We start from the raw sequence: 22,138 nt of genomic DNA, 5'->3' as shown, positions 1-22,138 counted from the left end.
GTCTGTCAAGCGGGTCAATTAATAAGAAGGGAAAAGCTTCCTCAGACTGGGGGTAACAGCTTTTACCGCTGCCAATAATCACGCTTACCAACATCAGTCAGAAAGGGCGCAGAAATCAGCAGGTGCAGGATGCTAGCAGAAGGATCGTTATTTTTCAACAGCTTAGAAGAAAAGGTGCCGACCTTAAGGCCGACACCTAGATGCAGATTTAGCGCTTTGCAACACTGAGACCGCGCCCAACAGCGTAATACTTAATTCCCAACCCAGCCATTCGCTCTGGCTCATAGAGATTTCTACCATCAAACACAACCGGCTCTTTTAACGCTGATTTGACTAGCTCGAAGTTAGGTGCCCTGAAGTTTTTCCACTCAGTACAGATAATTAAAGCATCGGCGCGCTCAAGCGCCGCCTCTTTGGTACCGACAAGCTTCAGGTCATCACGTAACCCATATATATGTTGGGTTTCATCCATTGCAACCGGATCATAGGCTTGCACCTTGGCCCCTTGCGCCCAAAGTGCTTCCATCAGGTTACGACTGGGTGCCTCGCGCATATCGTCAGTATTTGGCTTGAATGACAAGCCCCATACCGCAAAAACCTTACCGCGCAGGTCACCACCGAAATGGCCGCTTACATACTCGAATAACTTACCCTTTTGAGCTGCGTTTACTTCATCCACAGCCTCCATGAGACCAGCGGTGTAACCGACACTCTTCGCAATATTAATAAGAGCTTTAACATCCTTTGGAAAACAGGAACCACCGTACCCACAGCCTGGGTAAATAAAGTGATAACCAATGCGAGGATCAGCACCAATGCCATTGCGAACTTTTTCAATATCTGCACCAAGGCGCTCAGCCAAGTTAGCCATTTCATTAATAAAACTAATCTTGGTTGCCAACATGGCGTTCGCCGCGTATTTGGTCAGCTCGGCCGAACGAATATCCATGAAAACCATTCGATCATGATTTCTGTTGAATGGAGCATAAAGTTCACGCATCAGCGTCTCCGCGCGCGTACTTTTACTTCCCACGACAATGCGATCGGGTTTCATAAAGTCATTAACTGCCGCCCCTTCCTTTAAAAATTCAGGATTAGAAACAACATCAAAATCAATTTGAGATCCACGTTTTTGCAGCTGCTCAGCAAGGGTAACCTCAACGATTTCTGCAGTACCCACAGGCACCGTCGACTTATTGACAACAACTTTGTAAGAATTAATTCGCTCTCCAATCGTCTTGGCAACTGCTACAACATATTGTAAATCCGCAGAGCCATCCTCTCCGGAGGGTGTACCCACAGCAATAAACTGTATTTCACCATGGTTAACCGCCTGATCCATGTCGGTTGTAAAATTCAACAAGCCATTTTGTACTGCCTGCTTGACGACAGGCTCAAGACCGGGCTCGTAAATCGGAATTATACCTTGCTTAAGGTTATCTACTTTTCGTTGATCGATATCAACACATAGAACCTCGTGACCAACATCAGCCAAACACGCGCCTGTAACCAGACCAACGTATCCGGTACCAAATACTGTTACTTTCATCAATTACTCCCTAGCAAAATTAATAAAACCTTTTAGGATCGCCCATAGCTATCTTCGTAACGGATAACATCATCTTCTTTAAGGTAAGGGCCAGACTGCACTTCAATTATCTCTAGGGGTATTTTACCCGGGTTACTCAGCCTGTGTTTTGTGCCCACAGGAATATATGTGGATTCATTTTCAGAGAGCAGCATATTTTGATCGCCCTTTTGAACCAGAGCTGTTCCCTTTACCACAATCCAGTGCTCTGCACGATGGTGATGAACCTGCAAGGATAAGCTACCCCCGGGCTTTACTCTAATCCGATTGACCTGATAGCGATCCCCCGTGTCAATCGCATCATAACAACCCCATGGGCGATATATTTCACGATGCTGCAGGTGCTCCGAGCGCTTTTGTTTTTCAATCTGCGCAATGATTGCCTTTACTTGCTGGGCTTGCGACTGATCCGCCACCAACACTGCATCCGGAGTGTTGACAATCATTAAATTGTTAACTCCCAGAGTTGCCACTAACTTATCTTGAGAAAACACCAATGTGTTTGAAGACCCTATATCGATACCATCTCCGATAATGCTATTCCCAGCAGAATCTTTATCAGAAAGATCCCAAAATGATTTCCAGTCTCCAACATCACTCCAGCCTGCGCTAAAGGGTACACAAACTACGTTGCTGCTTTTCTCCATCAGCGCGTAATCAATTGAAATGTTGGGTGCTTGTGAAAATGAATCTTTATCAACACGAATAAAATCGAGATCTTGCACTGACCACACCTTGGCCTGCTCAGCAGCGATCACTACCTCAGCACTTTGCTCCTGCAACTCCTTTAAAAAAACTTCAGTCTGAAAAACAAACATCCCGCTATTCCAATAATAACAACCCTCAGCTAAATATCTCTCAGCCGTGGGCAAGTCGGGCTTTTCCACAAACCGAGTCACCGGGTAAAAGGTTGCGTCTGCCTGCTTAGAATCGTGATGGGTTTTAATGTATCCATACCCAGTTTCCGGTCTGGTTGGATTAACGCCGAAAGTTGCCAAATGCCCTGCTAACGCAGCAACGATTGCATCATTCAGTGCAGAGTGAAAAGCACTAACGTCTTTAATCATATGATCGGCAGACAACACCAATAAAATTGGGTTGTCTGCGAGTGAGCGCGCATGAAGCGCAGCCAGCGCTAACGCGGGCGCTGTATTACGCGCAACCGGCTCTAGAATAATAGAGGCCTTTGGCTGGCCAATCTCGTGCAGTTGCTCCGCCACCATAAATCTATGCTCCTCGTTACACACCACAATTGGCGGAGCAAGATTAGGAACACCGTCAAGCCGGGCGATAGTCTGCTGGAGCATTGTTTTATCACCAAACAATTTTAGTAGTTGTTTGGGGTAATGCTGGCGAGACATCGGCCATAAACGGGTTCCAGAGCCACCTGCAAGAACGACGGGAATAATCATTTAGCACTCCTTATTCTATAGCTACATCAAACCATATTGAGTGGAATGAATTAATTCGAAAAACGTTTCTGCAAAAATGACTTGAAATTATTTCCAACATCACTATGCCGCTCACCATAAATAACATTAGCCATCAAATAGCCCAATTTAGTGCCGCAATCGTGGCTACGACCAACCAACTGGTAAGCCTCAACAGTCTCCAATCCCAATAAAGCGTCTAGAGCATCCGTTAATTGAATCTCACCACCGGCACCGGGCTGAGTCTTTGCTAGTAAATCCCATACGGTCTTGGAAAGAACGTAGCGCCCCACAATTGCCATGTTTGAAGGGGCTTCATCAACAGGAGGCTTTTCGACCATCGCCTTGATAGCAGCTGTTTTTCCCGATGGAATTTCAACACCGGAACAATCAACAACACCATACTTATCAACTTGGTCATTAGGGACCTGCTCAACAAGAATCTGACTATTGCCCGTCTCCTGAAATCGGCGAGTCATGCCGGCTAGATTATCCTGCTTCAGATTAGACTCCGCGTTGTCAACCAGTACGTCAGGCAACAGCACAGCAAAAGGTTCATCTCCAACTACAGGTTTCGCACACAAGATCGCATGCCCCAATCCCTTCGCCTCAGCCTGACGCACTGAAATTACGGTTAATCCAGGTGGGGTAATAGAACGAACTTCTGCAAGTAAAGAACGTTTTAAGCGAGCTTCTAATTGAGCCTCTAATTCAAAGCTGGTATCAAAGTGGTTTTCGATTGCATTCTTACTCGCATGAGTGACCAAAACAATCTCTTTAATACCGGCTGCTGCTGCTTCCTCGATAACATATTGAATTAATGGTTTATCAACCACCGGAAGCATTTCTTTGGGAATAGCCTTGGTTGCGGGAAGCATACGAGTTCCCAAACCTGCTACTGGAATCACCGCTTTCTTAACTTGCATAGTTGTCGCCCTTCGGGTATTTGTTTGTTAGCTATTAAGTAAATTAAGGACTTCTGCTGTTTTCTGTTCTACCAGTTTTTTATCACCCCTGCTCTCTACATTCAGGCGCACAACTGGCTCGGTATTAGACATCCTTAGGTTAAATCTCCATTCATCAAACTCCAAGCTAATTCCATCAGTTTTATCTATTAACCGGGCATCGGACTCATAATGAGCAAGCACTTTTTCAATTGCCAATTTTGCATCTGCCACATGACTATTAATTTCACCCGGTGAAGGGAACTTCGCAATCCGATCGGCTAGCATTGAAGACAATGTTTCCTGCTTGCGGGATAAGAGTTCGCACACTAGCAACCAGGGAATCATACCGCTATCGCAATAGAAGAAATCGCGAAAGTAATGGTGCGCACTCATTTCACCACCATAAACAGCATCCTCCGCGCGCATACGCTCCTTGATAAACGCATGACCTGTTTTTGATTGAATAGCTTGCCCACCATTTACAGTGGCAATATCGAGCGTGTTCCAGGTTAAACGTGGATCATGAATAATTTTTGCGCCGGGGTTTTTCAATAAAAACGCCTCCGCCAATAACCCTACTATGTAGTACCCTTCAGTGAATTCCCCCGTCTCATCGAACAAAAAGCAGCGATCAAAATCTCCATCCCACGCAATACCCATATCAGCAGCATGCTCAAGTACTGCCTCTGATGTAGAGGCACGATTTTCAAACAATAAAGGATTGGGGATCCCATTAGGAAATGTGCCATCAGGCTCATGATTAATTTTGATAAACGTGAAAGGCAAATATTTTTCAATTGCATCGATGACGTGCCCAGCAGCGCCATTGCCAGCATTTACAACAAGTCGCAAAGGTTTTAATGCAGACACATCAACATACGACAAGAGATGCTGAACATAAGCATCCAAGATGCTTACTTCAGAGAGAGAACCACGAGCAGAAAAATCTGCAACGGCAAACTGATTGGCTTCAGCGAGCCTTTTTATATCGTTTAAACCGGTATCTCCGCTAATCGGCTTTGACCCGGCTCTTACTAACTTCATGCCGTTGTAATCAATCGGGTTATGGCTGGCGGTAATTTCAATACCGCCATCAGTTTTCAGATGACTGGTGGCGAAATAAATTTCTTCGGTTCCTGCCATACCAATATCAATTACATCGACACCTTCATCGCGCAAACCGTTACTTAAAGCGGTTTTTAGTGCTTTACTGGTAAGCCGAACATCTCCCCCTACAACCACATTTTTTGGTTTAATGTATTGGGCATATGCACGACCGATTCTGTACACAATGTCTTCGTTGAGTTCTTCACCCAACTTTCCACGAATATCATAGGCTTTAAAACAAGTTAAGGTCATATATGAATCCCATCTGAAAAATAACTATATCCAAGCCCGCTGTTGTGATTTAGTTATTCACTATCTACAAAAAATTCCAGCCCTGGCTAACCAGCCTTGTGCAAACTAAAGAAGTTGTTTTACTGTTTGTTGACAAGATCTACGACCATCAAACAGCCTGCTTGATTAGCGACAGCATCCTAGCAAAAACCTGCTCTATACTCATATCCGTGCTGTCAATAATTGTGGCGTCTACCGCAGGTTTAAGTGGCGATACCGCACGTTTTGAATCACGCTCATCGCGCTCACGGATATCTGCAATCAAATTAGCTTTGTCTACAGCTTCGCCTTTGCGCTGCAACTGCTTAAAGCGACGCTCTGCGCGAGCCTCAGCACTCGCAGTCAAGAAGATTTTTACAGACGCATCAGGGAAAACCTCAGTTCCCATATCTCGTCCGTCTGCCACTAAGCCTGGAGTGGTTGCGAACACACGCTGTCGTTCGAGTAACGCAGAACGCACCGTGGGATGCGCAGCAATCTGAGAAGCACCCATGCTAACCACTTCTTGACGAATTGCATCAGTTACATCCTCACCATCAAGAATGATGCTCGTGGCATTCTCAGAAACTAGAAACTTAACGTTCAAAGCCAAAGCCACCGGTGCAACCAGTTGCTCGTCGGCTAAATTGACCCCCCTTTTCATGCTGGCTAGCGCTACTAACCGATATAAAGCGCCACTATCAAGCAAGTTATAACCCAATTGGCGAGCTAACATTTGACTGAGAGTTCCTTTGCCTGATCCACTCGGCCCATCAATTGTAATTACGGTAGGAAATCGCTGATTGGTCATATTCCACTCCTCAGAAGTGTTCATCATGCAAGCGACTGAATAATCGTTTTACAAGTTAAAATGGGATCTGGGGACTGAGTAATCGGGCGACCGATAACCAAATAGCTACTACCCGCAGCAATGGCCGCAGCGGGAGTTAGCGTGCGGCGTTGATCATCCGCGGGAGAAGATTCAAGACGTATACCGGGCGTAACCAGACAGAAATCGCGACCAAACTGATTGCGCATCATTTGAGCCTCCTGAGCAGAACACACAATTCCATCCAGCCCACAGTTATGCGTTAATCGTGCCAATCTCATTACCTGCTCTTCAGGTGTGCGATCTATACCTACACCTTGCAAATCAACCGCCTCCATACTGGTCAAAACCGTTACGGCGATCAACAAAGGTTTATACTTTCCGCTTTGCTCCAATGCGTTTCTTGCAGCATTTAGCATACGCTCACCACCAGAAGCGTGCACATTAACCATCCACACGCCCAAATCTGCGGCAGCTTTTACAGCTTTACTTGTAGTATTTGGAATGTCATGGAACTTCAAATCGAGAAATACAGAAAAACCGAGCGACATCAGTTGCTCTACAATTTTAGGGCCACATGCGGTAAACAACTCTTTGCCCACCTTCAGCCGGCAATCAGAGGGGGAGAGCCGCTTTGCCATCGCCAAGCATTGATCTGCATTGTCAAAATCCATAGCTACAACGATTCTAGGACCCATAGAGGACATTTTTTAACCTCGCAAAAATAAAAAAGCCCGGATCAAATCCGGGCCACTATTAAAGCAAATATTGCCGCAAAATTCATTCTCTAACACCGTGCGACACGGACAATCCACTTAGATACTGATGTTTTCGCGATTTGCCTCTAGTGTCGCCTCACCAATACCTTTAACCTCCAGTAAATCATCTACGGTCTTGAAGCCGCCATTCTCAGTGCGCCAGGCAATAATCGCCTCGGCTTTCTTTTCACCAACACCTTTCAGCTTGGTCAATTCCTGGGCATCAGCGGTGTTAATGTTTACAACGTTCTTGGGAACAACAACTTCAGCTTTCGCCGGTTTTGCAACGGACACACCCTCAACTGCAAGCGCTGTAGATACACCACCCAACATCAACACCACCAAAGAAACAACAGTCAACAATGCCTTCATGGCTAAACTCCTTGTTCAGAAATGTTTTAAGAGATACTTTTGCGCAAACCCACTAGGGTCAAGCACCAGCACAAGATAGGCAGAATAGAAATTTGCAAACAGCAGAGATCAACCATTTGTGCTGTACGAAATCTCTTACATTTCCTATTAAAAAAATGTGAAATAAAAAGGCCCTGACTTCTCAGCCAGGGCCTTTTTATTTCACAGCAAGTAATTAAATTATTACTTCAACAGGCTTTTTAAATCAGTGGCACCCCAATGCGGGAAATGTTTGCGAATCAGTGCATTCAACTCTAATTCAAACTCACTGAAATTAGTTTGCACTACAGATTTTGAAGCCAATTGATCAATAACCATGCCCGCACCAACTGTCAGGTTGGTTAAACGATCAATGACAATAAATGCACCCGTTGCACGATTATGTTTGTAAGCATCCGCAACAACTGGCTGGGTTAATAATAAATCCACAATCGCAATATCATTCAACTGCAGTTGATTAACACTGGTCTCCTCTTGCGTATTTACATCGATGCGGCAACTAATCGCTTCAACCTCACCTGTTACCATTTTGCTGGCGAATTTGAACCAATATTCAGCACCGGGCGTCAACGCTTTTTCAGTCATCCATACTAAATGCGCGTGCAAGTGGTTTGACTGAGGAACATTGTCCTTCGCCAAAACCAGCATATCACCGCGACTAACATCTACTTCATCAGTCAATGTCAACGTAACAGCCTGCCCACCAAACGCCTCCTCCAGATTTCCGTCGAAGGTTACAATCGATTTAACGTGACTGGTTTTACCTGAGGGCAACACGCGAACCTGATCGCCGACCTTTACGACACCAGAAGCCACATTGCCACAAAAACCACGGAAATCGAGATTTGGGCGGTTTACGTATTGAACCGGAAAGCGGAAATCCGCAAAGTTTTTATCGCCAGCGATTGGAGCAGTTTCAAGAATTTCCATCAGCGTTTGTCCTTTATACCAAGGCGCACGCTCTGAGCGATTTACCACATTATCGCCGTCCAACGCTGAAATAGGCACGAAAATTACATCTTTCATACCCAGCTTGCTGGAAAATAGTTGATAGTCTGATTTGATTTTTTCGAAGGCTGCCTCATCAAAGTTGAGCAAATCCATTTTGTTAACAGCAACAACGATATGCTTAATGCCCAACAGTGAAGCGATGTAACTGTGACGACGGGTTTGAGTAACCACACCATAACGTGCATCTATCAAAATAATCGCAAGATCGCAAGTAGATGCACCTGTTGCCATGTTGCGTGTGTACTGCTCATGACCTGGGGTATCGGCAATAATAAATTTACGTTTGGAGGTGGAGAAATATCTGTAGGCAACATCGATAGTGATGCCCTGCTCGCGCTCCGCTTGCAAACCATCCACCAACAACGCCAAATCAATTTTTTCACCGGTAGTGCCATGCTTCACGCTATCGGATTTAATCGCTTCCAACTGATCTTCGTAAATCATTTTGGAATCGTGCAACAAGCGACCTATCAGGGTGCTCTTGCCATCATCTACACTACCGCAGGTTAAAAAACGCAACAGCTCTTTTTGCTCATGCTGCGCAAGATAAGCATTAATGTCTTGCGCAATTAATTCTGACTGATGACTCATAAAATTCTCTATTCATTCGCAATGCGTATAAAAACAGGGGCACAGAAAATCAGAAATAACCTTCCTGCTTTTTCTTTTCCATGGAGCCAGAGCTGTCGTGATCGATAACCCTGCCCTGACGCTCTGATGTAGTGGTCAATAGCATTTCCTGAATGATTTCAGGCAGCGTAGTTGCCTCTGACTCCACCGCACCAGTCAACGGATAACAACCCAAGGTACGGAAACGAACCATTTTTTCTTCCACTTTTTCATCCGGGGCAATCGGCATACGATCATCATCAACCATAATCATTACACCGTCGCGCTCCACTACTGGGCGCTTGGCAGCAAAATACAGAGGAACAATGGGGATATTTTCCAAATGGATGTACTGCCATATATCCAGCTCAGTCCAGTTGGACAGAGGGAATACACGAATGCTTTCACCTTTGTCCACTTTGCCGTTATAAATGTTCCACAGCTCTGGACGTTGGTTTTTCGGATCCCAACGATGGTTTTTATCGCGGAAAGAATAGACACGCTCTTTTGCACGCGACTTTTCCTCATCGCGACGAGCACCACCAAAAGCTGCATCAAAACCGTATTTGTTAAGCGCCTGTTTTAACGACTGCGTCTTCATGATATCGGTGTGCTTGGCGCTTCCGTGAGTGAACGGACCAACGCCCATGTCAACCCCTTCCTGATTGATATGTACAATCAAATCCCAGCCGAGATCTTTCACACGTTGGTCGCGAAACTCAATCATTTCGCGAAACTTCCATGTGGTATCCACATGCATCAATGGAAAGGGCGGCTTACCGGGAAAGAATGCTTTCATGGTGAGGTGCATCATCACCGCAGAATCTTTACCAATAGAATAAAGCATTACCGGATTATCAAATTCAGCCGCAACTTCACGGATGATATGGATACTTTCAGCTTCAAGTTGCTTGAGGTGAGTCAAGTTGTAGTTTGACATTCAATAAATACCAATATGAAAACAGCGTTGGACTTACAAAAGTGTTTAAAAATCAGCAGCGATTATATAGGTCCACAACGCAAGGTTTAATGACTAATTCTTTCTAAGTTTATTCCTGAAAGTTTGGGCACCTTCATAACGCCACGCTAATCCTCTTTGGGCACGGCCTGGCGCTTAGCAAGCATCAGAGTGAACTCATCTCTAGCTTCCTTTGCACGACTAAAGACATCCAACAAATAATCGCTGTCACCCTGCTCAATTCCTTTGCGCAACCGGGATAAATTATCAATAAACAGGTCCATAGACTTCAAAATGGCAGACTTGTTGGCTTTCATAATGTCGTGCCACATCACGGGATCGCTAGATGCTATACGGGTAAAATCACGGAAACCACCGGCGGCATAGCGAAAAATATTGGGGTTATTAATATCTTGCGCCAAGGTATCTACAAGCGAATAAGCAATCACATGTGGCAAGTGACTCGTAGCTCCGAGCACTTCATCGTGCTCCTCTACCGACATTGACAACACTTCAGCACCCACCACCTGCCACATGCGACTAACAAGATCCAAATGTGCGGTACTTGTCGTCTCTAATGGAGTCAAAATTATGCGATGACGTTCGTACAAATTCGGGTTTGCGGCAGTGACACCACTCTTCTCTGATCCTGCAATAGGATGCCCTAATACCAGCTGCGGAGGAACCGATCCGAACACGCCTTCAGCAGCAACGCGAACACTGCCCTTGACGCTCGCCCCATCGGTAATTGTCACTTCGCTAGAAACGCACTGTTTAATTTCTTCAAAAACTGAGGTTACCGAAAGGGTGGGAACAGCAATAAAAATAACATCGCCCGCCGTTAGCTCATGAGCGATTTCCTGCACAGATGTGTAGGCGCGATCAACAACCCCGAAATCTACGGCTTCTTTACAAGTTTCTGCCTTCCGGGCGATACCAATAACTTCGGCACAGCCACCGCGCTGCTTCAAACCGGTTGCAAGACTGCCACCAATCAAACCAATTCCGACAACAACGAATTTATTAATTAACGGCGAAGTCATAACAGTTACAACACCGCTTTAGGATAAGAGCCCAGCAGCTTCAAATCTGCACAGCGCGATGCTACTTCTTTCATCACATCACTAATCAGCGGATCATCTACGTGCCCAACAAAATCAATAAAGAAAACATAAGTCCATACACCTGTGCGTGACGGACGAGTTTCTACCCGAGTCAAATCAATATTGTGGCGATGAAACGGTTCAAGCAGATTATGGAGGGCGCCAGGCTCATTACGCATGGCGACAACAATAGAGGTCTTATCAACACCGCTCTGCGGAACCGCTTGTTGACCAATAATTAAAAAGCGCGTGGAATTATCTGGCTGATCTTCAATTTTTTCGGCAATCATTTTCAGGCCGTATAACTCTGCTGCCATAGAGCCCGCAATCGCCGCCGCATTCCATTCACCTTTTAAACGCTTGGCTGCTTCAGCGTTGCTGCTTACTGCAATACGTTCAGCTTTTGGATAGTGTGCATCAAGCCATTTGCGACACTGCGCCAGTGATTGGGAGTGAGAATAAATGCGGCTAATGCTATTTACATTAGTGACATCAGACACCATCAAGTTGTGATGAATACGCAATTCCACTTCACCACAAATTTTGAGGTTTGAACCCATAAAATTATCGAGCGTGTGATTAACCACACCTTCTGTAGAATTCTCTACAGGAACCACCCCATAATTCACCGCACCCGCTTCCACTTCGCGAAATACTTCATCGATCGCCGCAAGTGGCGTTACCACAGCAGAATGACCAAAATGCTTTAACGATGCTTGCTGAGTAAAGGTACCCTCTGGACCAAGGTAAGCAACCTTGATTGGATTTTCCAAGGCCAAACAAGCAGACATAATTTCACGAAACAAGCGGGCCATTTCTTCATTACTTAATGGCCCGTTGTTGCGCTCCATCGCCTTGCGCAACACCTGAGCTTCTCGTTCCGGACGATAAAACAGAATGCTTGTATCTTCTGGTAAATTTGCTTTTTTAACTTCTGCAACTTCTTGTGCGCAGGTTGCTCGCGCAGAAATCAAACGACCAATTTTTTCATCGATCGCATCGATTTTATTGCGCAGCTCCAGTAACTTTGCCGCTTCAGTTTGTTCGGATGACATGAACAATCGCCTCGCCTGATTACTCGTCTACAGAATCATCGCCTGCAGAATCCTCTGCGGCTATATCATCTGGCAACTCTTCGTTTTCACCACCTTCAGCGTTGGCCAGTTCGCGCTTGGCATTTTCATCCGCACTTTCTTCGATACGCTCGAGACCTTGCATGCGCTCGCCGTCTTTCAGCTTAATCAAGCGCACCCCCTGGGTGTTACGACTGAGAACAGACACTTCATCTACTCGAGTGCGAACCATGGTCCCTTGATCAGAAATCAGCATAATTTCTTCGCCGTCAAACACTTGCACCGCGCCAACCAACTGACCGTTTCGCTCGGTAGTTTGCATACCGATAACACCTTGTGAGCCGCGACCTTTGGCCGGAAATTCACCCACTTCCGTGCGCTTACCATAACCATTTTCACTTACAGTCAACACCTGACCGCCAGCTAACGGAATTACCATACTTACAACACGCTGACCCTCTGCCAAGCGAATACCGCGTACGCCACGTGAGGTGCGACCCATTGCGCGCACTTGTGCTTCACGGAAACGCGCAGCTTTACCCGAACTGGAGAAAAGAATTACGTCAGATGCACCATTGGTGATTGCAGTGCCCACCAATGTATCGCCCTCATCCAATTCGATCGCACGCAAACCAACACTGCGCGGACGAGAGAATTGAGTCAGCGCAGTTTTCTTGACAGTACCGTTTGCGGTCGCCATGAAAATAAAATGATCATCGTCGTATGATTTCACAGGAAGAATCGACGTGATGTGCTCGCCCTCTTCCAGCGGCAACAAATTCACCACGGGGCGACCACGTGCCTGACGACCCGCGACGGGAATCATATATACCTTCAACCAATAGACTTTACCGGCGTTAGTGAATAACAACACAGTATCGTGGGTGCTAGCGATCAATAGATGCTGAACATAGTCTTCATCTTTCACTGCGGTAGCAGATTTACCCATGCCGCCGCGACGCTGCGCCTGATAATCCGCCAGCGGTTGACTCTTCGCATAACCACCATGGGAAATTGTCACCACGCGATCTTCTTCGTTGATCAAATCTTCCGTGGTCAAATCCAACGTAGAAGCGATAATCTCAGTGCGACGCGCATCGCCGTAATCGGCAATCACTTGCGTTAATTCTTCGCGGATTACTTCCATCAAACGCACAGCATTACCAAGAATCTCCAGGAACTCAGCGATTTGCGCCAACTTCTCTTCGTACTCAGCAAGAATTTTGTCGTGCTCCATTCCGGTAAGGCGATGCAAGCGCAAATCCAAAATTGCTTGAGCTTGTTCCGCCGACAAATAATATTTGCCATCGCGAATACCAAATTCAGGACCTAAATCTTCAGGGCGACAAGCATCTTTACCAGCGCGCTCCACAAACGGCGTCATGGCACTCGCATCCCAACCGCGCGAAATCAAACCTTCTTTTGCTTCGGCAGGTGATGCGGAGCGTTTGATCAAATCAATCACTTCATCAATGCTGGAAATAGCAACTGCCCAACCTTCCAGAATATGCCCACGCTCGCGCGCTTTGCGGAGCAAATACACCGTACGACGAGTAACCACTTCGCGACGATGCTTGATAAAAGCTTCCAGCAATTCTTTTAAGTTCAGAATTTTTGGTTGACCATCATCTAACGCAACAATGTTTACACCGAACGTGGTTTGTAATTGTGTTTGAGCGAACAAATTATTCAGCAACACATCGCCGGATTCAGTTTTCTTAACTTCGATAACAATGCGCATACCGTCCTTATCAGACTCGTCGCGCAATTCGCTAATGCCTTCGATTTTCTTTTCTTTAACCAGCTCAGCAATGCGCTCAATTAATTTGGCTTTGTTAACCTGATATGGAATTTCAGTAACGATAATGGTTTCGCGTCCCGACTTGTCATCGCGCTCGATGTCAGCTTTTGCACGCATCACCACACGGCCACGACCGGTACGATAAGCCTCAACAATACCAGCGCGGCCATTGATAATGGCGCCGGTGGGGAAATCCGGACCAGGAATAAATTCCATTAACTCATCAATAGTGACATCCGGATTATCAACAACTGCCAAACAGCCCTGCACCACTTCCTTTAGGTTGTGCGGCGGGATGTTGGTAGCCATGCCTACCGCGATACCTGAAGAGCCGTTGATTAACAGGTTGGGGATACGAGTTGGCAATACTGCCGGAATTTGCTCGGTGCCATCATAGTTGGGCACAAAATCGACGGTCTCTTTATCCAAATCAGCCAGCAAATCATGGGCGATTTTGGCCATACGAATTTCGGTGTAACGCATCGCTGCCGCATTATCACCGTCAATCGAACCGAAATTACCCTGACCATCCACCAACATATAGCGCAGCGAGAAAGGCTGGGCCATACGGACGATAGTGTCGTACACTGCAGAATCACCGTGCGGATGGTATTTACCAATTACGTCACCCACCACACGGGCAGATTTCTTGTAAGGCTTATTCCAGTCGTTGTTCAGTTCGCTCATCGCAAACAACACGCGACGGTGTACAGGTTTCAATCCGTCACGCACATCTGGTAGCGCGCGACCAACAATAACGCTCATGGCGTAATCGAGGTAGGATTGCTTAAGTTCGTCTTCAATACTGACCGGTGATATTTCTTTGGCGAATTCGACCATGGGAATACAGCTTTCCTTTTTTATTAAGGCTTCGGCTAGTTTTAATTCGGTTATTTAAATTGGCGGTGCGACTCGCCATTGTTTCGCTAAGCGCTTTAACAAGGCGTAAATCGATTTAGAAGCAAAAACAGCTACCCCGGTAGCGGGTTGGCTAAAAATGCGTCTAAGGCACAATTCAGGGGCGCGATGGTACCACAAAATCCATGGGTTATGCAGATCAGGAATCAAATCTCTACCAACAGTATCAGGATCAGGAAATCCAGTAATTTGAAGACCTTATATTTAAAAAACCCCACTCACAGAATGGCGAAATCAGGCGTGGCCGAACCCGACCATTCCAGTATACTGGCAAGCCCTGCTTTCCAAACTGACAGCTAATTATGTCTACTAATCCACTTGGCATCGACCTACTCATCAAAGCGCGCTGGATAATACCGGTAGTTCCCGAAAATCGCATTCTGGAGAACTGCGCCTTAGCTATTCACGCAGGAAAGATCCTGGCCATTATTCCTTCCGAGGGCGCGGAGCAGCGCTATAGTGCTCGCGAAGTTATCAACCTTGGCAGCCACGCGGTTCTACCGGGACTTGTGAACGCTCACGGCCACGCCGCGATGAGCTTGCTGCGCGGCTATGCCGACGACCAGCCACTGCACGCCTGGCTGAACGATCACATTTGGCCCGCTGAAGGCAGGTGGGTAAGCGAGGAGTTTGTGCGCGACGGTACCGATTTAGCCATCGCTGAGATGATTAAAACGGGAACCACTTGTTTCGCAGATATGTATTTTTATCCCGAGCAGGCCGCACAGGCTTGCCTCGATGCGCGCATCCGCTGCCAATTGGCCTTCCCTATTCTGGATTTCCCCACCGCCTGGGGACTGGGCCCGGACGAATACATGAACAAAGGCTTAAGCTTGCACGATACCTTCCGCAGCAACCAGCTGATTAATGTTGCGTTTGGCCCTCATGCACCTTACACGGTATCGAATGCGCCGCTGCAGAAGATCGCAATGCTGGCCCACGAAATGGATATGCCAATCCACATTCACCTGCATGAAACTGCCCAGGAAGTGAGCGACTCAATCAAGCAATATGGTTGTAGGCCCACTCAGCGCCTGATGGATTTAGGCCTGCTTTCACCACTGACGCAAACCGTGCACATGACCCAAATCGATGACAGCGACATTAGTTTGCTGCAAGCCAGCGGCGCCCACGTTGTTCACTGCCCTGAATCCAATTTAAAGCTGGCTAGCGGCTTCTGCCCGGTAGATCGTTTATTAAAAGCAGGAATCAATGTCGCCATAGGTACCGATGGCGCAGCGAGCAATAATGACCTGGATTTATTCAGCGAAGTAAAAACCGCCGCCCTACTCGCCAAAGCCGTAGCTGGCGATGCTACTGCACTGAGCGCTCACGCGGCGTTGCGCATGGCAACCCTGAACGGCGCAAAGGCGCTTGGGCTGGATGAACAGATTGGCAGTTTGGAAATTGGTAAGTCCGCCGACATCACCGCAATTGACCTGGGTGAACTCGCCATGCAACCGGTTTACAACCCGGCATCGCAACTTGTGTACACTCACTCCGGACAAGCCGTTACCCACGTTTGGGTGGAAGGGAAATGCTTACTTAAAAATCGCGAATTACAAACGCTCAATGAGCGCGAAATTCTAGGCAAAGCCAACTGGTGGCGAAAGCAAATCGCCACTCATTAATTTAAAAAGAGATAACTATCATGGCCAATGTCGATACCGCAGAAATCGCAAAATTCGAAGCTCTCGCCAGCCGCTGGTGGGATAAAAACAGTGAATTCAAACCGCTGCACGATATTAATCCACTGCGCGCCAATTTTATTGACCAACGCTCCCCAGTTGCGAAAAAAAAATTGATAGATGTGGGCTGTGGTGGAGGCATTCTTGCCGAGTCACTCGCGCTACGCGGTGCCGAGGTTACCGGCATTGATATGGGCGAAGCACCTTTATCCGTTGCACGCCTGCATGCATTGGAAACCGGTGTTAGCTTGAACTACGAGCAAATCACTGCAGAAGATAAAGCAGCGCAAATGCCAGGCGAATTCGATGTTGTTACCTGCATGGAAATGCTGGAACATGTGCCGGACCCTTCATCCGTAGTAGCAGCCTGTGCGCACATGGTAAAAGATGGTGGCGATGTGTATTTCTCCACCATTAACCGCAACCCGAAATCCTACGCATTTGCGATTCTGGGTGCAGAATACATTTTGAAACTTTTACCCAAAGGTACACACGAATACAGCAAATTTATTCGTCCATCCGAGTTAGCACAATGGTTGCGCGCCGCTGGATTGGAACTGCAAGAAATCACTGGCATGACCTACAATCCGCTCACCAAACATTACAAGCTCGATGCCAGCGACGTTAGTGTTAACTATTTGATTCACGCTAAAAAGGTTACGCAATAATGGCAAAGCCAATACGTGCCGTAATGTTTGACCTGGACGGTACCCTGCTGGATACAGCACCGGATTTCGTCGTTGTCGTCAATCAATTACTGTCCGAAGAAAACAAACCCGCATTAGCGGAAGACACCATTCGCACCGGCGTATCTAATGGCTCCAAAGCCTTAATCAAACTGGCGTTCGGCTTAGAAGAACGCCACGAACAATTTGAACGCTTGCGTCAGCGTTTACTGGAATTGTATTTAGCCCATGTCGCGGTATACACCAAACCGTTTCCCGGTATTTCTGCGTTGCTGGACAAACTTGCTGACAACAATATTGCCTGGGGCATAGCAACCAACAAACCAGCAACCTACACATTGCCATTAATGGCGGCGCTAAACATTCAACCTCCACCGGTCAGCGTAATTTGCCCTGACCACGTTTCGCGCAGCAAGCCAGATCCGGAATCGCTTTTTTTAGCAGGTAAGCAATTGAATTGCTTACCTGAAGAAATCATTTATATCGGCGACCACAAGCGCGATATTGACTGCGGGAAAGGTGCGGGAAGCATCACTATTGCAGCGGCCTATGGCTACGTTGATGAAGGCGATGACCCCGCCAATTGGAATGCAGACTACTGCGTAAATCACGCCAATGAAATCTGGCCTATTGTTGAAAAATATTTGTGATGGGAAAAAATACTATGCAAATCCCACAAGATTATGCAATTCACCCCAACTCTCTCGCGGATAAAATTATTTTGGTTACCGGTGCCGGCGATGGCATTGGCAAAATCGCGGCTAAAACGTTTGCCGCTTGCGGCGCAACGGTAATCTTGTCAGGCCGCACCATGAGCAAGTTGGAGCAGGTTTACGACGAAATTGAAGCAGAAGGCTATCCGCAACCAGCCATCTATCCGATCAACTTTGAAAGCGCGGTAGAAAAAGATTACGACGATATGTGCAACGCGCTTGAAGACACCTTTGGGCACCTTGATGGCATTTTATTTAATGCAGCCGACCTGGGTGAGCGCACGCCGATATCCAATTATTCGGTTAGCGCCTGGCAGCGTTGCATGCAGGTTAACGTGAATGCTCCATTTATGCTAACTCAAGCGGTTCTACCTCTGCTGGAGCGCGCAAAAGATGCCAGCATTCTTTTCACCAGTTCCAGTGTTGCCTTTAAAGGCCGCGCATTTTGGGGCGCTTATGCTGCTTCAAAAGCTGCAGCAGAAAATTTTATGCAAACCTTGCACGACGAACTGGAAGGCGCAACCCGGATTCGCGCCAACAGCATTAACCCGGGCGCCACTCGGACTGCAATGCGTGCGGCCGCTTATCCGGCAGAAGATCCTGCAACAGTGAAAGCTCCTGAAAGTTTGATGCCTGCTTATGTTTACTTACTGAGCGATGATTCAATCGGCGTAAGTGGACAATCCTTACAGTATTAATAAAGCATCAGCAGAAAAATCTAATAAAAATGTTAGCAATCAAGAGGGAGATCGTTCGATCTCCCTCAGCCAGATCAGAGCAAATATCCGCACGAATTTTTAGCGCGCATCGTTATCCGCACATATCTGCGTACGTAAATAACGCTGAAAATGTTCCGGGCTCTGCACTCGTTCAAAACTAAGAAATAATTTTTGATGAAACGCCTGCAGGTAGGCCACCGTTGCGTTTAGACACAAAACAAAACTTTCCAGTTCTGCCAAATGAATAATCTCCAACGCCAATTCAGCGTCACTACTGACTACCTGCACACTTAAACGACGAACCATCCCTGCATCTGCTTCCAGCTCCGGTATCCAATAAGAGCGAACCCATTCATTGCGTTGACGCTCGCAGTAAGCGCAACGATCAATGAATTCCTGCAAGGTAATTGATAGTTTTCCCAGTTCATCATCGGCGTGCAACTCTCGCAACAAAGACTCCATAGTCGCCACCCTGGTAGCAAACGACATGGAATTCATCAATATTCGAACCTGCGTCGGGGAAATCTCCATGCAACAATAAATGATTGCCTCTAGAGCCTGTTCGAGCGCTTTAAATGAAACGACAATTTGACCTAACGCTTCATATAAACGGGTTTTATTGGTTTGACGGCTCATAGACATCCCGGAAACTGACTAACACCCGGGCGTTTCGACAGAAAGCGACGCCAGAGCAATTTTCACCTTGGCATCTAAACACACGCACGACAACTAATGAAATAACATGATATTACGGCACCCTCCGATGCGCTGAAATCGACTAACCCCTCTGGGTAAAAAAAGTATCAGGAAATCAGGGAGTACTCGATTTTCTCCTATACATGCGCATGGCTTTAAGTATCAAAATAGTTGTTCGTGTGTCGTTTCGATAAAACCGAAAGAAAAATAGTTTCAAAATCACAGACCGCTGAACACATTCCTAAAAATAATAAAGCGATTATTTTTCAACAAACGCGCGTTCAATAACATAGTCACCCGCAATACCAATGCGCGGTGATACCACCAAGCCTGCGTTATCCAGGATTGCACAGGTATCATCAAGCATACCTGGGCTACCACAGAGCATGGCTCTATCTGTTTCCGGATTTAATGGTGGAAGGCCAATATCCTTCAGCAACTTTCCACTCGCCAGCAAATCCGTTAAACGCCCCTGACAGGTAAACTCTTCACGGGTAACCGTTGGATAATAAATCAGCTTGTTATGTATCTCCTCCCCGAGGAATTCGTGGTTTGGCAGATCCCGGGTAATGAACTCACGGTAGGCCAAATCATTTACCTTGCGCACACCGTGGACCAGAATCACCTTGTCGAATTTCTCATAGGTTTCCGGGTCTTGAATCAAGCTAATAAATGGAGCCAACCCGGTGCCTGTCGAGAATAGAAACAGGTTACGCCCTGGCTTCAAATCTGCCAGCAACAGGGTTCCCGTTGGTTTTTTGCCCACCAAAATAGGGTCCCCTACTTTGATATGCTGTAATAACGAGGTAAGCGGACCATTCGGCACCTTGATACTAAAAAATTCCAGGTGCTCATCATAGTTAGGACTGGCGATACTGTATGCACGCAGCAATGGCTTTTCATTTTGCTCTAAACCAATCATTACAAATTGGCCATTTTCAAAGCGAAAGGATTCATCACGTGTCGTGGTAAAACTAAACAGGCTATCGTTCCAATGGGTAACGGACAGTACTTTTTGGGTATTAAAAGCGCTCATAAGGTTTCCCTGATCAAATAAATTATTGCTGCAGTGCGTGCTGCAATTCTGGCAAGGCAGTAAATAAATCGGCAATTACGCCATAATCGGCATATTTAAAAATGGGGGCGTCCGGGTCATTGTTAATGGCAACAATAACCTTGCTGTCCTTAATGCCCGCAATATGTTGCATAGCACCGGAAATCCCCACAGCGATGTAAAGGTCTGGCGCGATCACTGTACCCGTCTGCCCCACTTGCAAATCATTCGGTGCAAATCCCGCATCTACACAGGCACGAGTTGCACCTATGGCGGCATCCAAGCGTTCGGCAACGGGATTTAATAAGCTATCGAAATTTTCACCCAGACTACGACCACCGGCAATCACGACACGTGCGGACGACAAATCCGGGCGTTCCGATACATTAATATCTTCACTTAACCACTGACTAATATTGCGCGATTGAGGAACAGCAACAGTGAGAATTTCAGCCACCCCACCATTACTAACGGGGCGAAAAGCCGTAGCCCGGACACTAATTATTTGTTGCGCCTGCGGGTTTTGAATATGCGTAAAAATATTTCCGGCGTATTCAGGGCGCACATAAACTGGCGCAACACCGGGTTCCAACTGGATGTCAATGACATCGGTAATGGGTGCTGCGTCCAATCGCGCAGCAACGCCGGGAATAACACTTTTCCCTAATACACTGTGGGCACTCACAATCACTTTATATTCGCGTGCAATGCTAACAATTAAATCTTGCACATCTTCCACTAGCGGAAATTGCAGATGATCCGCCTGGGCAACTAACACTCGTCCTACTCCTGACAATTGCGCCGCACCACGCGCGATTTGCTCCACTTGATTGCCATACACCAGTAGATCGATTGGTTGTTGCCATAGAGCAGCGGCAGCAACGGCTTGTGCAGTCGATATTTTTAATTGCTTGCCGTCATGTTCGGCCAATACCAGAATACTCATTGCAGTACCTCCGCTTTACGTAATTCTTTCACCAACTCTTGTACATTTGCCAACTGCAAAGCACCCCGTTTTTGGGGAGGCTCTGCCGCTTTTAGTTGGATAAAGCGCGGCGAAAGATCAACTCCCAATTCATCCGCGCTAAGTGTTTCTATGGCTTTTTTCTTGGCCATCATCAAACTGGGCAGCTTGATAAAACGAGGCTCATTTAACCGCAAGTCGGCGGTTACTACGGCCGGTAGTTGCAAACGAATGGTTTGGGTTCCCTTTTCAATTTCACGTTTTACTTTCACATACCCACCACTTAATTCGATTGCTGATGCAAAAGTCCCCAGCCCTACTCCCAACAATGCTGCAAGCATTTGTCCGGTTTGGCCATAGTCCTCACCCACTGCTTGTTTACCCAGAAATATCAATGCTGGCTGCTCACGTTCAACAATGGCTTTTAATAATTTTGCAACGCCCAATGGCTGCAAAGGCGCATCAGTTTCAATTAACAGCGCGCGATCTACCCCCATCGCATAGGCATGACGCAGGCTGTCTTTTGCCGCTGGGTTTCCAATTGCGACAGCTATAATTTCACTCACTTGACCACGTTCTTTTAGCCGCAAAGCTTCCTCAATGGAAATTTCATCAAAGGGGTTCATTGTCCTCCGCGCTTGGGATAGATCTACCTGCCCGGTAGCGGAATCAACAAAGGGTTTCAGGTTGTGATCCACCGTATGCTTCACTGCAATTAGAACTTTCATGGCTCAAGCCTCAAAAATGAACTTGTGGATCATTCTATTTAGCGCTAGCATATTTGTTAAATTGATAATTTATATTT

The 22,138-nt window shown here is 46.7% G+C and carries 20 protein-coding genes; 4 read left to right on the top strand and 16 right to left on the bottom strand.

Features of this window, described 5'->3' with window-relative positions; all coding sequences use genetic code 11:
• Positions 1 to 208: 208 nt before the first annotated feature.
• From D0C16_RS03205 to gyrA, 12 genes are all read right to left on the bottom strand, one after another.
• The gene (locus D0C16_RS03205; RefSeq protein WP_151030987.1) at positions 209 to 1,549 is read right to left on the bottom strand and encodes a UDP-glucose/GDP-mannose dehydrogenase family protein; all 1,341 of its coding nucleotides are present in this window, start codon (positions 1,547 to 1,549) and stop codon (positions 209 to 211) included.
• Between the two features lie 32 nt (positions 1,550 to 1,581).
• On the bottom strand, positions 1,582 to 3,000 hold the full coding sequence (locus tag D0C16_RS03200; protein ID WP_151030986.1) for a mannose-1-phosphate guanylyltransferase/mannose-6-phosphate isomerase: 1,419 nt from the start codon (positions 2,998 to 3,000) through the stop codon (positions 1,582 to 1,584).
• A gap of 50 nt (positions 3,001 to 3,050) precedes the next feature.
• Positions 3,051 to 3,944: a UTP--glucose-1-phosphate uridylyltransferase GalU gene (gene galU / locus D0C16_RS03195; RefSeq protein ID WP_151030985.1), complete on the bottom strand. Its 894-nt coding sequence runs from the start codon at positions 3,942 to 3,944 to the stop codon at positions 3,051 to 3,053.
• Between the two features lie 27 nt (positions 3,945 to 3,971).
• The gene (locus D0C16_RS03190) at positions 3,972 to 5,324 is read right to left on the bottom strand and encodes a phosphomannomutase CpsG (RefSeq protein ID WP_151030984.1); all 1,353 of its coding nucleotides are present in this window, start codon (positions 5,322 to 5,324) and stop codon (positions 3,972 to 3,974) included.
• A 148-nt stretch (positions 5,325 to 5,472) separates the two neighbouring features.
• Entirely contained in the window at positions 5,473 to 6,153 is a 681-nt protein-coding gene (gene cmk / locus D0C16_RS03185) for a (d)CMP kinase (protein WP_151030983.1), read from the bottom strand.
• 23 nt (positions 6,154 to 6,176) lie between these two features.
• On the bottom strand, positions 6,177 to 6,878 hold the full coding sequence (gene pyrF, locus D0C16_RS03180) for an orotidine-5'-phosphate decarboxylase (RefSeq protein WP_151030982.1): 702 nt from the start codon (positions 6,876 to 6,878) through the stop codon (positions 6,177 to 6,179).
• Between the two features lie 108 nt (positions 6,879 to 6,986).
• A complete protein-coding gene (locus tag D0C16_RS24345) occupies positions 6,987 to 7,301 on the bottom strand; it encodes a ComEA family DNA-binding protein (protein ID WP_151030981.1) in 315 nt (104 codons plus the stop codon).
• A gap of 222 nt (positions 7,302 to 7,523) precedes the next feature.
• Entirely contained in the window at positions 7,524 to 8,942 is a 1,419-nt protein-coding gene (cysN, locus tag D0C16_RS03170) for a sulfate adenylyltransferase subunit CysN (protein ID WP_151030980.1), read from the bottom strand.
• 49 nt (positions 8,943 to 8,991) lie between these two features.
• Complete coding sequence (gene cysD, locus D0C16_RS03165) at positions 8,992 to 9,900, bottom strand: sulfate adenylyltransferase subunit CysD (RefSeq protein WP_151030979.1); 909 nt, start codon at positions 9,898 to 9,900, stop codon at positions 8,992 to 8,994.
• A 146-nt stretch (positions 9,901 to 10,046) separates the two neighbouring features.
• Positions 10,047 to 10,961: a prephenate dehydrogenase/arogenate dehydrogenase family protein gene (locus D0C16_RS03160; RefSeq protein ID WP_151030978.1), complete on the bottom strand. Its 915-nt coding sequence runs from the start codon at positions 10,959 to 10,961 to the stop codon at positions 10,047 to 10,049.
• A gap of 5 nt (positions 10,962 to 10,966) precedes the next feature.
• Positions 10,967 to 12,076: a prephenate dehydratase gene (gene pheA / locus D0C16_RS03155; RefSeq protein ID WP_151030977.1), complete on the bottom strand. Its 1,110-nt coding sequence runs from the start codon at positions 12,074 to 12,076 to the stop codon at positions 10,967 to 10,969.
• Positions 12,077 to 12,095: 19 nt separating this feature from the next.
• Entirely contained in the window at positions 12,096 to 14,735 is a 2,640-nt protein-coding gene (gene gyrA, locus D0C16_RS03150) for a DNA gyrase subunit A (RefSeq protein WP_151030976.1), read from the bottom strand.
• 380 nt (positions 14,736 to 15,115) lie between these two features.
• Here gyrA and D0C16_RS03145 point away from each other — a divergent pair, with 380 nt between their 5' ends.
• Genes D0C16_RS03145 through D0C16_RS03130 form a run of 4 tightly spaced genes read left to right on the top strand, consistent with a single transcriptional unit; the run spans position 15,116 to position 18,598 of the window.
• Entirely contained in the window at positions 15,116 to 16,444 is a 1,329-nt protein-coding gene (locus D0C16_RS03145; RefSeq protein ID WP_151030975.1) for a TRZ/ATZ family hydrolase, read from the top strand.
• Positions 16,445 to 16,464: 20 nt separating this feature from the next.
• A complete protein-coding gene (ubiG, locus tag D0C16_RS03140) occupies positions 16,465 to 17,169 on the top strand; it encodes a bifunctional 2-polyprenyl-6-hydroxyphenol methylase/3-demethylubiquinol 3-O-methyltransferase UbiG (RefSeq protein WP_151030974.1) in 705 nt (234 codons plus the stop codon).
• Entirely contained in the window at positions 17,169 to 17,837 is a 669-nt protein-coding gene (locus D0C16_RS03135) for an HAD-IA family hydrolase (RefSeq protein ID WP_151030973.1), read from the top strand. The genes ubiG and D0C16_RS03135 overlap by 1 nt, the downstream gene beginning before the upstream one ends.
• Before the next feature lie 14 nt (positions 17,838 to 17,851).
• Positions 17,852 to 18,598, top strand: coding sequence for a YciK family oxidoreductase (locus D0C16_RS03130; protein ID WP_225318887.1), 747 nt, complete (start codon positions 17,852 to 17,854; stop codon positions 18,596 to 18,598).
• A gap of 99 nt (positions 18,599 to 18,697) precedes the next feature.
• Here D0C16_RS03130 and D0C16_RS03125 read toward each other — a convergent pair whose 3' ends face one another.
• From D0C16_RS03125 to D0C16_RS03110, 4 genes are all read right to left on the bottom strand, one after another.
• Positions 18,698 to 19,255: a hypothetical protein gene (locus D0C16_RS03125; RefSeq protein WP_151030972.1), complete on the bottom strand. Its 558-nt coding sequence runs from the start codon at positions 19,253 to 19,255 to the stop codon at positions 18,698 to 18,700.
• 319 nt (positions 19,256 to 19,574) lie between these two features.
• Positions 19,575 to 20,351 carry a ferredoxin--NADP reductase gene (locus D0C16_RS03120; protein WP_151030971.1) on the bottom strand — a complete coding sequence of 259 codons (777 nt, stop codon included), beginning with the start codon at positions 20,349 to 20,351 and terminating at the stop codon, positions 19,575 to 19,577.
• A 22-nt stretch (positions 20,352 to 20,373) separates the two neighbouring features.
• A complete protein-coding gene (locus tag D0C16_RS03115) occupies positions 20,374 to 21,315 on the bottom strand; it encodes an electron transfer flavoprotein subunit alpha/FixB family protein (RefSeq protein WP_151030970.1) in 942 nt (313 codons plus the stop codon).
• Positions 21,312 to 22,061 (bottom strand): electron transfer flavoprotein subunit beta/FixA family protein, encoded by a 750-nt coding sequence (locus D0C16_RS03110; RefSeq protein ID WP_151030969.1) that lies wholly within the window; start codon positions 22,059 to 22,061, stop codon positions 21,312 to 21,314. The genes D0C16_RS03115 and D0C16_RS03110 overlap by 4 nt, the downstream gene beginning before the upstream one ends.
• Positions 22,062 to 22,138 lie beyond the last annotated feature (77 nt).

Source organism: Cellvibrio sp. KY-GH-1 (assembly GCF_008806975.1).
Lineage (GTDB): Bacteria > Pseudomonadota > Gammaproteobacteria > Pseudomonadales > Cellvibrionaceae > Cellvibrio.
This window is presented reverse-complemented; position numbering and strand designations above follow the sequence as displayed.

What these genes read in the sequence shown, in the direction of transcription:
- D0C16_RS03205 (WP_151030987.1), bottom strand. Translation starts at nt 1,549, where the DNA reads ATGAAAGTAACAGTATTTGGTACCGGATACGTTGGTCTGGTTACAGGC.
- galU (WP_151030985.1), bottom strand. Translation starts at nt 3,944, where the DNA reads ATGCAAGTTAAGAAAGCGGTGATTCCAGTAGCAGGTTTGGGAACTCGT.
- cmk (WP_151030983.1), bottom strand. Translation starts at nt 6,153, where the DNA reads ATGACCAATCAGCGATTTCCTACCGTAATTACAATTGATGGGCCGAGT.
- D0C16_RS03110 (WP_151030969.1), bottom strand. Translation starts at nt 22,061, where the DNA reads ATGAAAGTTCTAATTGCAGTGAAGCATACGGTGGATCACAACCTGAAA.
- D0C16_RS03160 (WP_151030978.1), bottom strand. Translation starts at nt 10,961, where the DNA reads ATGACTTCGCCGTTAATTAATAAATTCGTTGTTGTCGGAATTGGTTTG.
- cysD (WP_151030979.1), bottom strand. Translation starts at nt 9,900, where the DNA reads ATGTCAAACTACAACTTGACTCACCTCAAGCAACTTGAAGCTGAAAGT.
- pyrF (WP_151030982.1), bottom strand. Translation starts at nt 6,878, where the DNA reads ATGTCCTCTATGGGTCCTAGAATCGTTGTAGCTATGGATTTTGACAAT.
- gyrA (WP_151030976.1), bottom strand. Translation starts at nt 14,735, where the DNA reads ATGGTCGAATTCGCCAAAGAAATATCACCGGTCAGTATTGAAGACGAA.
- pheA (WP_151030977.1), bottom strand. Translation starts at nt 12,076, where the DNA reads ATGTCATCCGAACAAACTGAAGCGGCAAAGTTACTGGAGCTGCGCAAT.
- D0C16_RS03120 (WP_151030971.1), bottom strand. Translation starts at nt 20,351, where the DNA reads ATGAGCGCTTTTAATACCCAAAAAGTACTGTCCGTTACCCATTGGAAC.
- D0C16_RS03145 (WP_151030975.1), top strand. Translation starts at nt 15,116, where the DNA reads ATGTCTACTAATCCACTTGGCATCGACCTACTCATCAAAGCGCGCTGG.
- D0C16_RS03200 (WP_151030986.1), bottom strand. Translation starts at nt 3,000, where the DNA reads ATGATTATTCCCGTCGTTCTTGCAGGTGGCTCTGGAACCCGTTTATGG.
- D0C16_RS03190 (WP_151030984.1), bottom strand. Translation starts at nt 5,324, where the DNA reads ATGACCTTAACTTGTTTTAAAGCCTATGATATTCGTGGAAAGTTGGGT.
- D0C16_RS03130 (WP_225318887.1), top strand. Translation starts at nt 17,852, where the DNA reads ATGCAAATCCCACAAGATTATGCAATTCACCCCAACTCTCTCGCGGAT.
- ubiG (WP_151030974.1), top strand. Translation starts at nt 16,465, where the DNA reads ATGGCCAATGTCGATACCGCAGAAATCGCAAAATTCGAAGCTCTCGCC.
- D0C16_RS03135 (WP_151030973.1), top strand. Translation starts at nt 17,169, where the DNA reads ATGGCAAAGCCAATACGTGCCGTAATGTTTGACCTGGACGGTACCCTG.
- D0C16_RS03115 (WP_151030970.1), bottom strand. Translation starts at nt 21,315, where the DNA reads ATGAGTATTCTGGTATTGGCCGAACATGACGGCAAGCAATTAAAAATA.
- cysN (WP_151030980.1), bottom strand. Translation starts at nt 8,942, where the DNA reads ATGAGTCATCAGTCAGAATTAATTGCGCAAGACATTAATGCTTATCTT.
- D0C16_RS03125 (WP_151030972.1), bottom strand. Translation starts at nt 19,255, where the DNA reads ATGAGCCGTCAAACCAATAAAACCCGTTTATATGAAGCGTTAGGTCAA.
- D0C16_RS24345 (WP_151030981.1), bottom strand. Translation starts at nt 7,301, where the DNA reads ATGAAGGCATTGTTGACTGTTGTTTCTTTGGTGGTGTTGATGTTGGGT.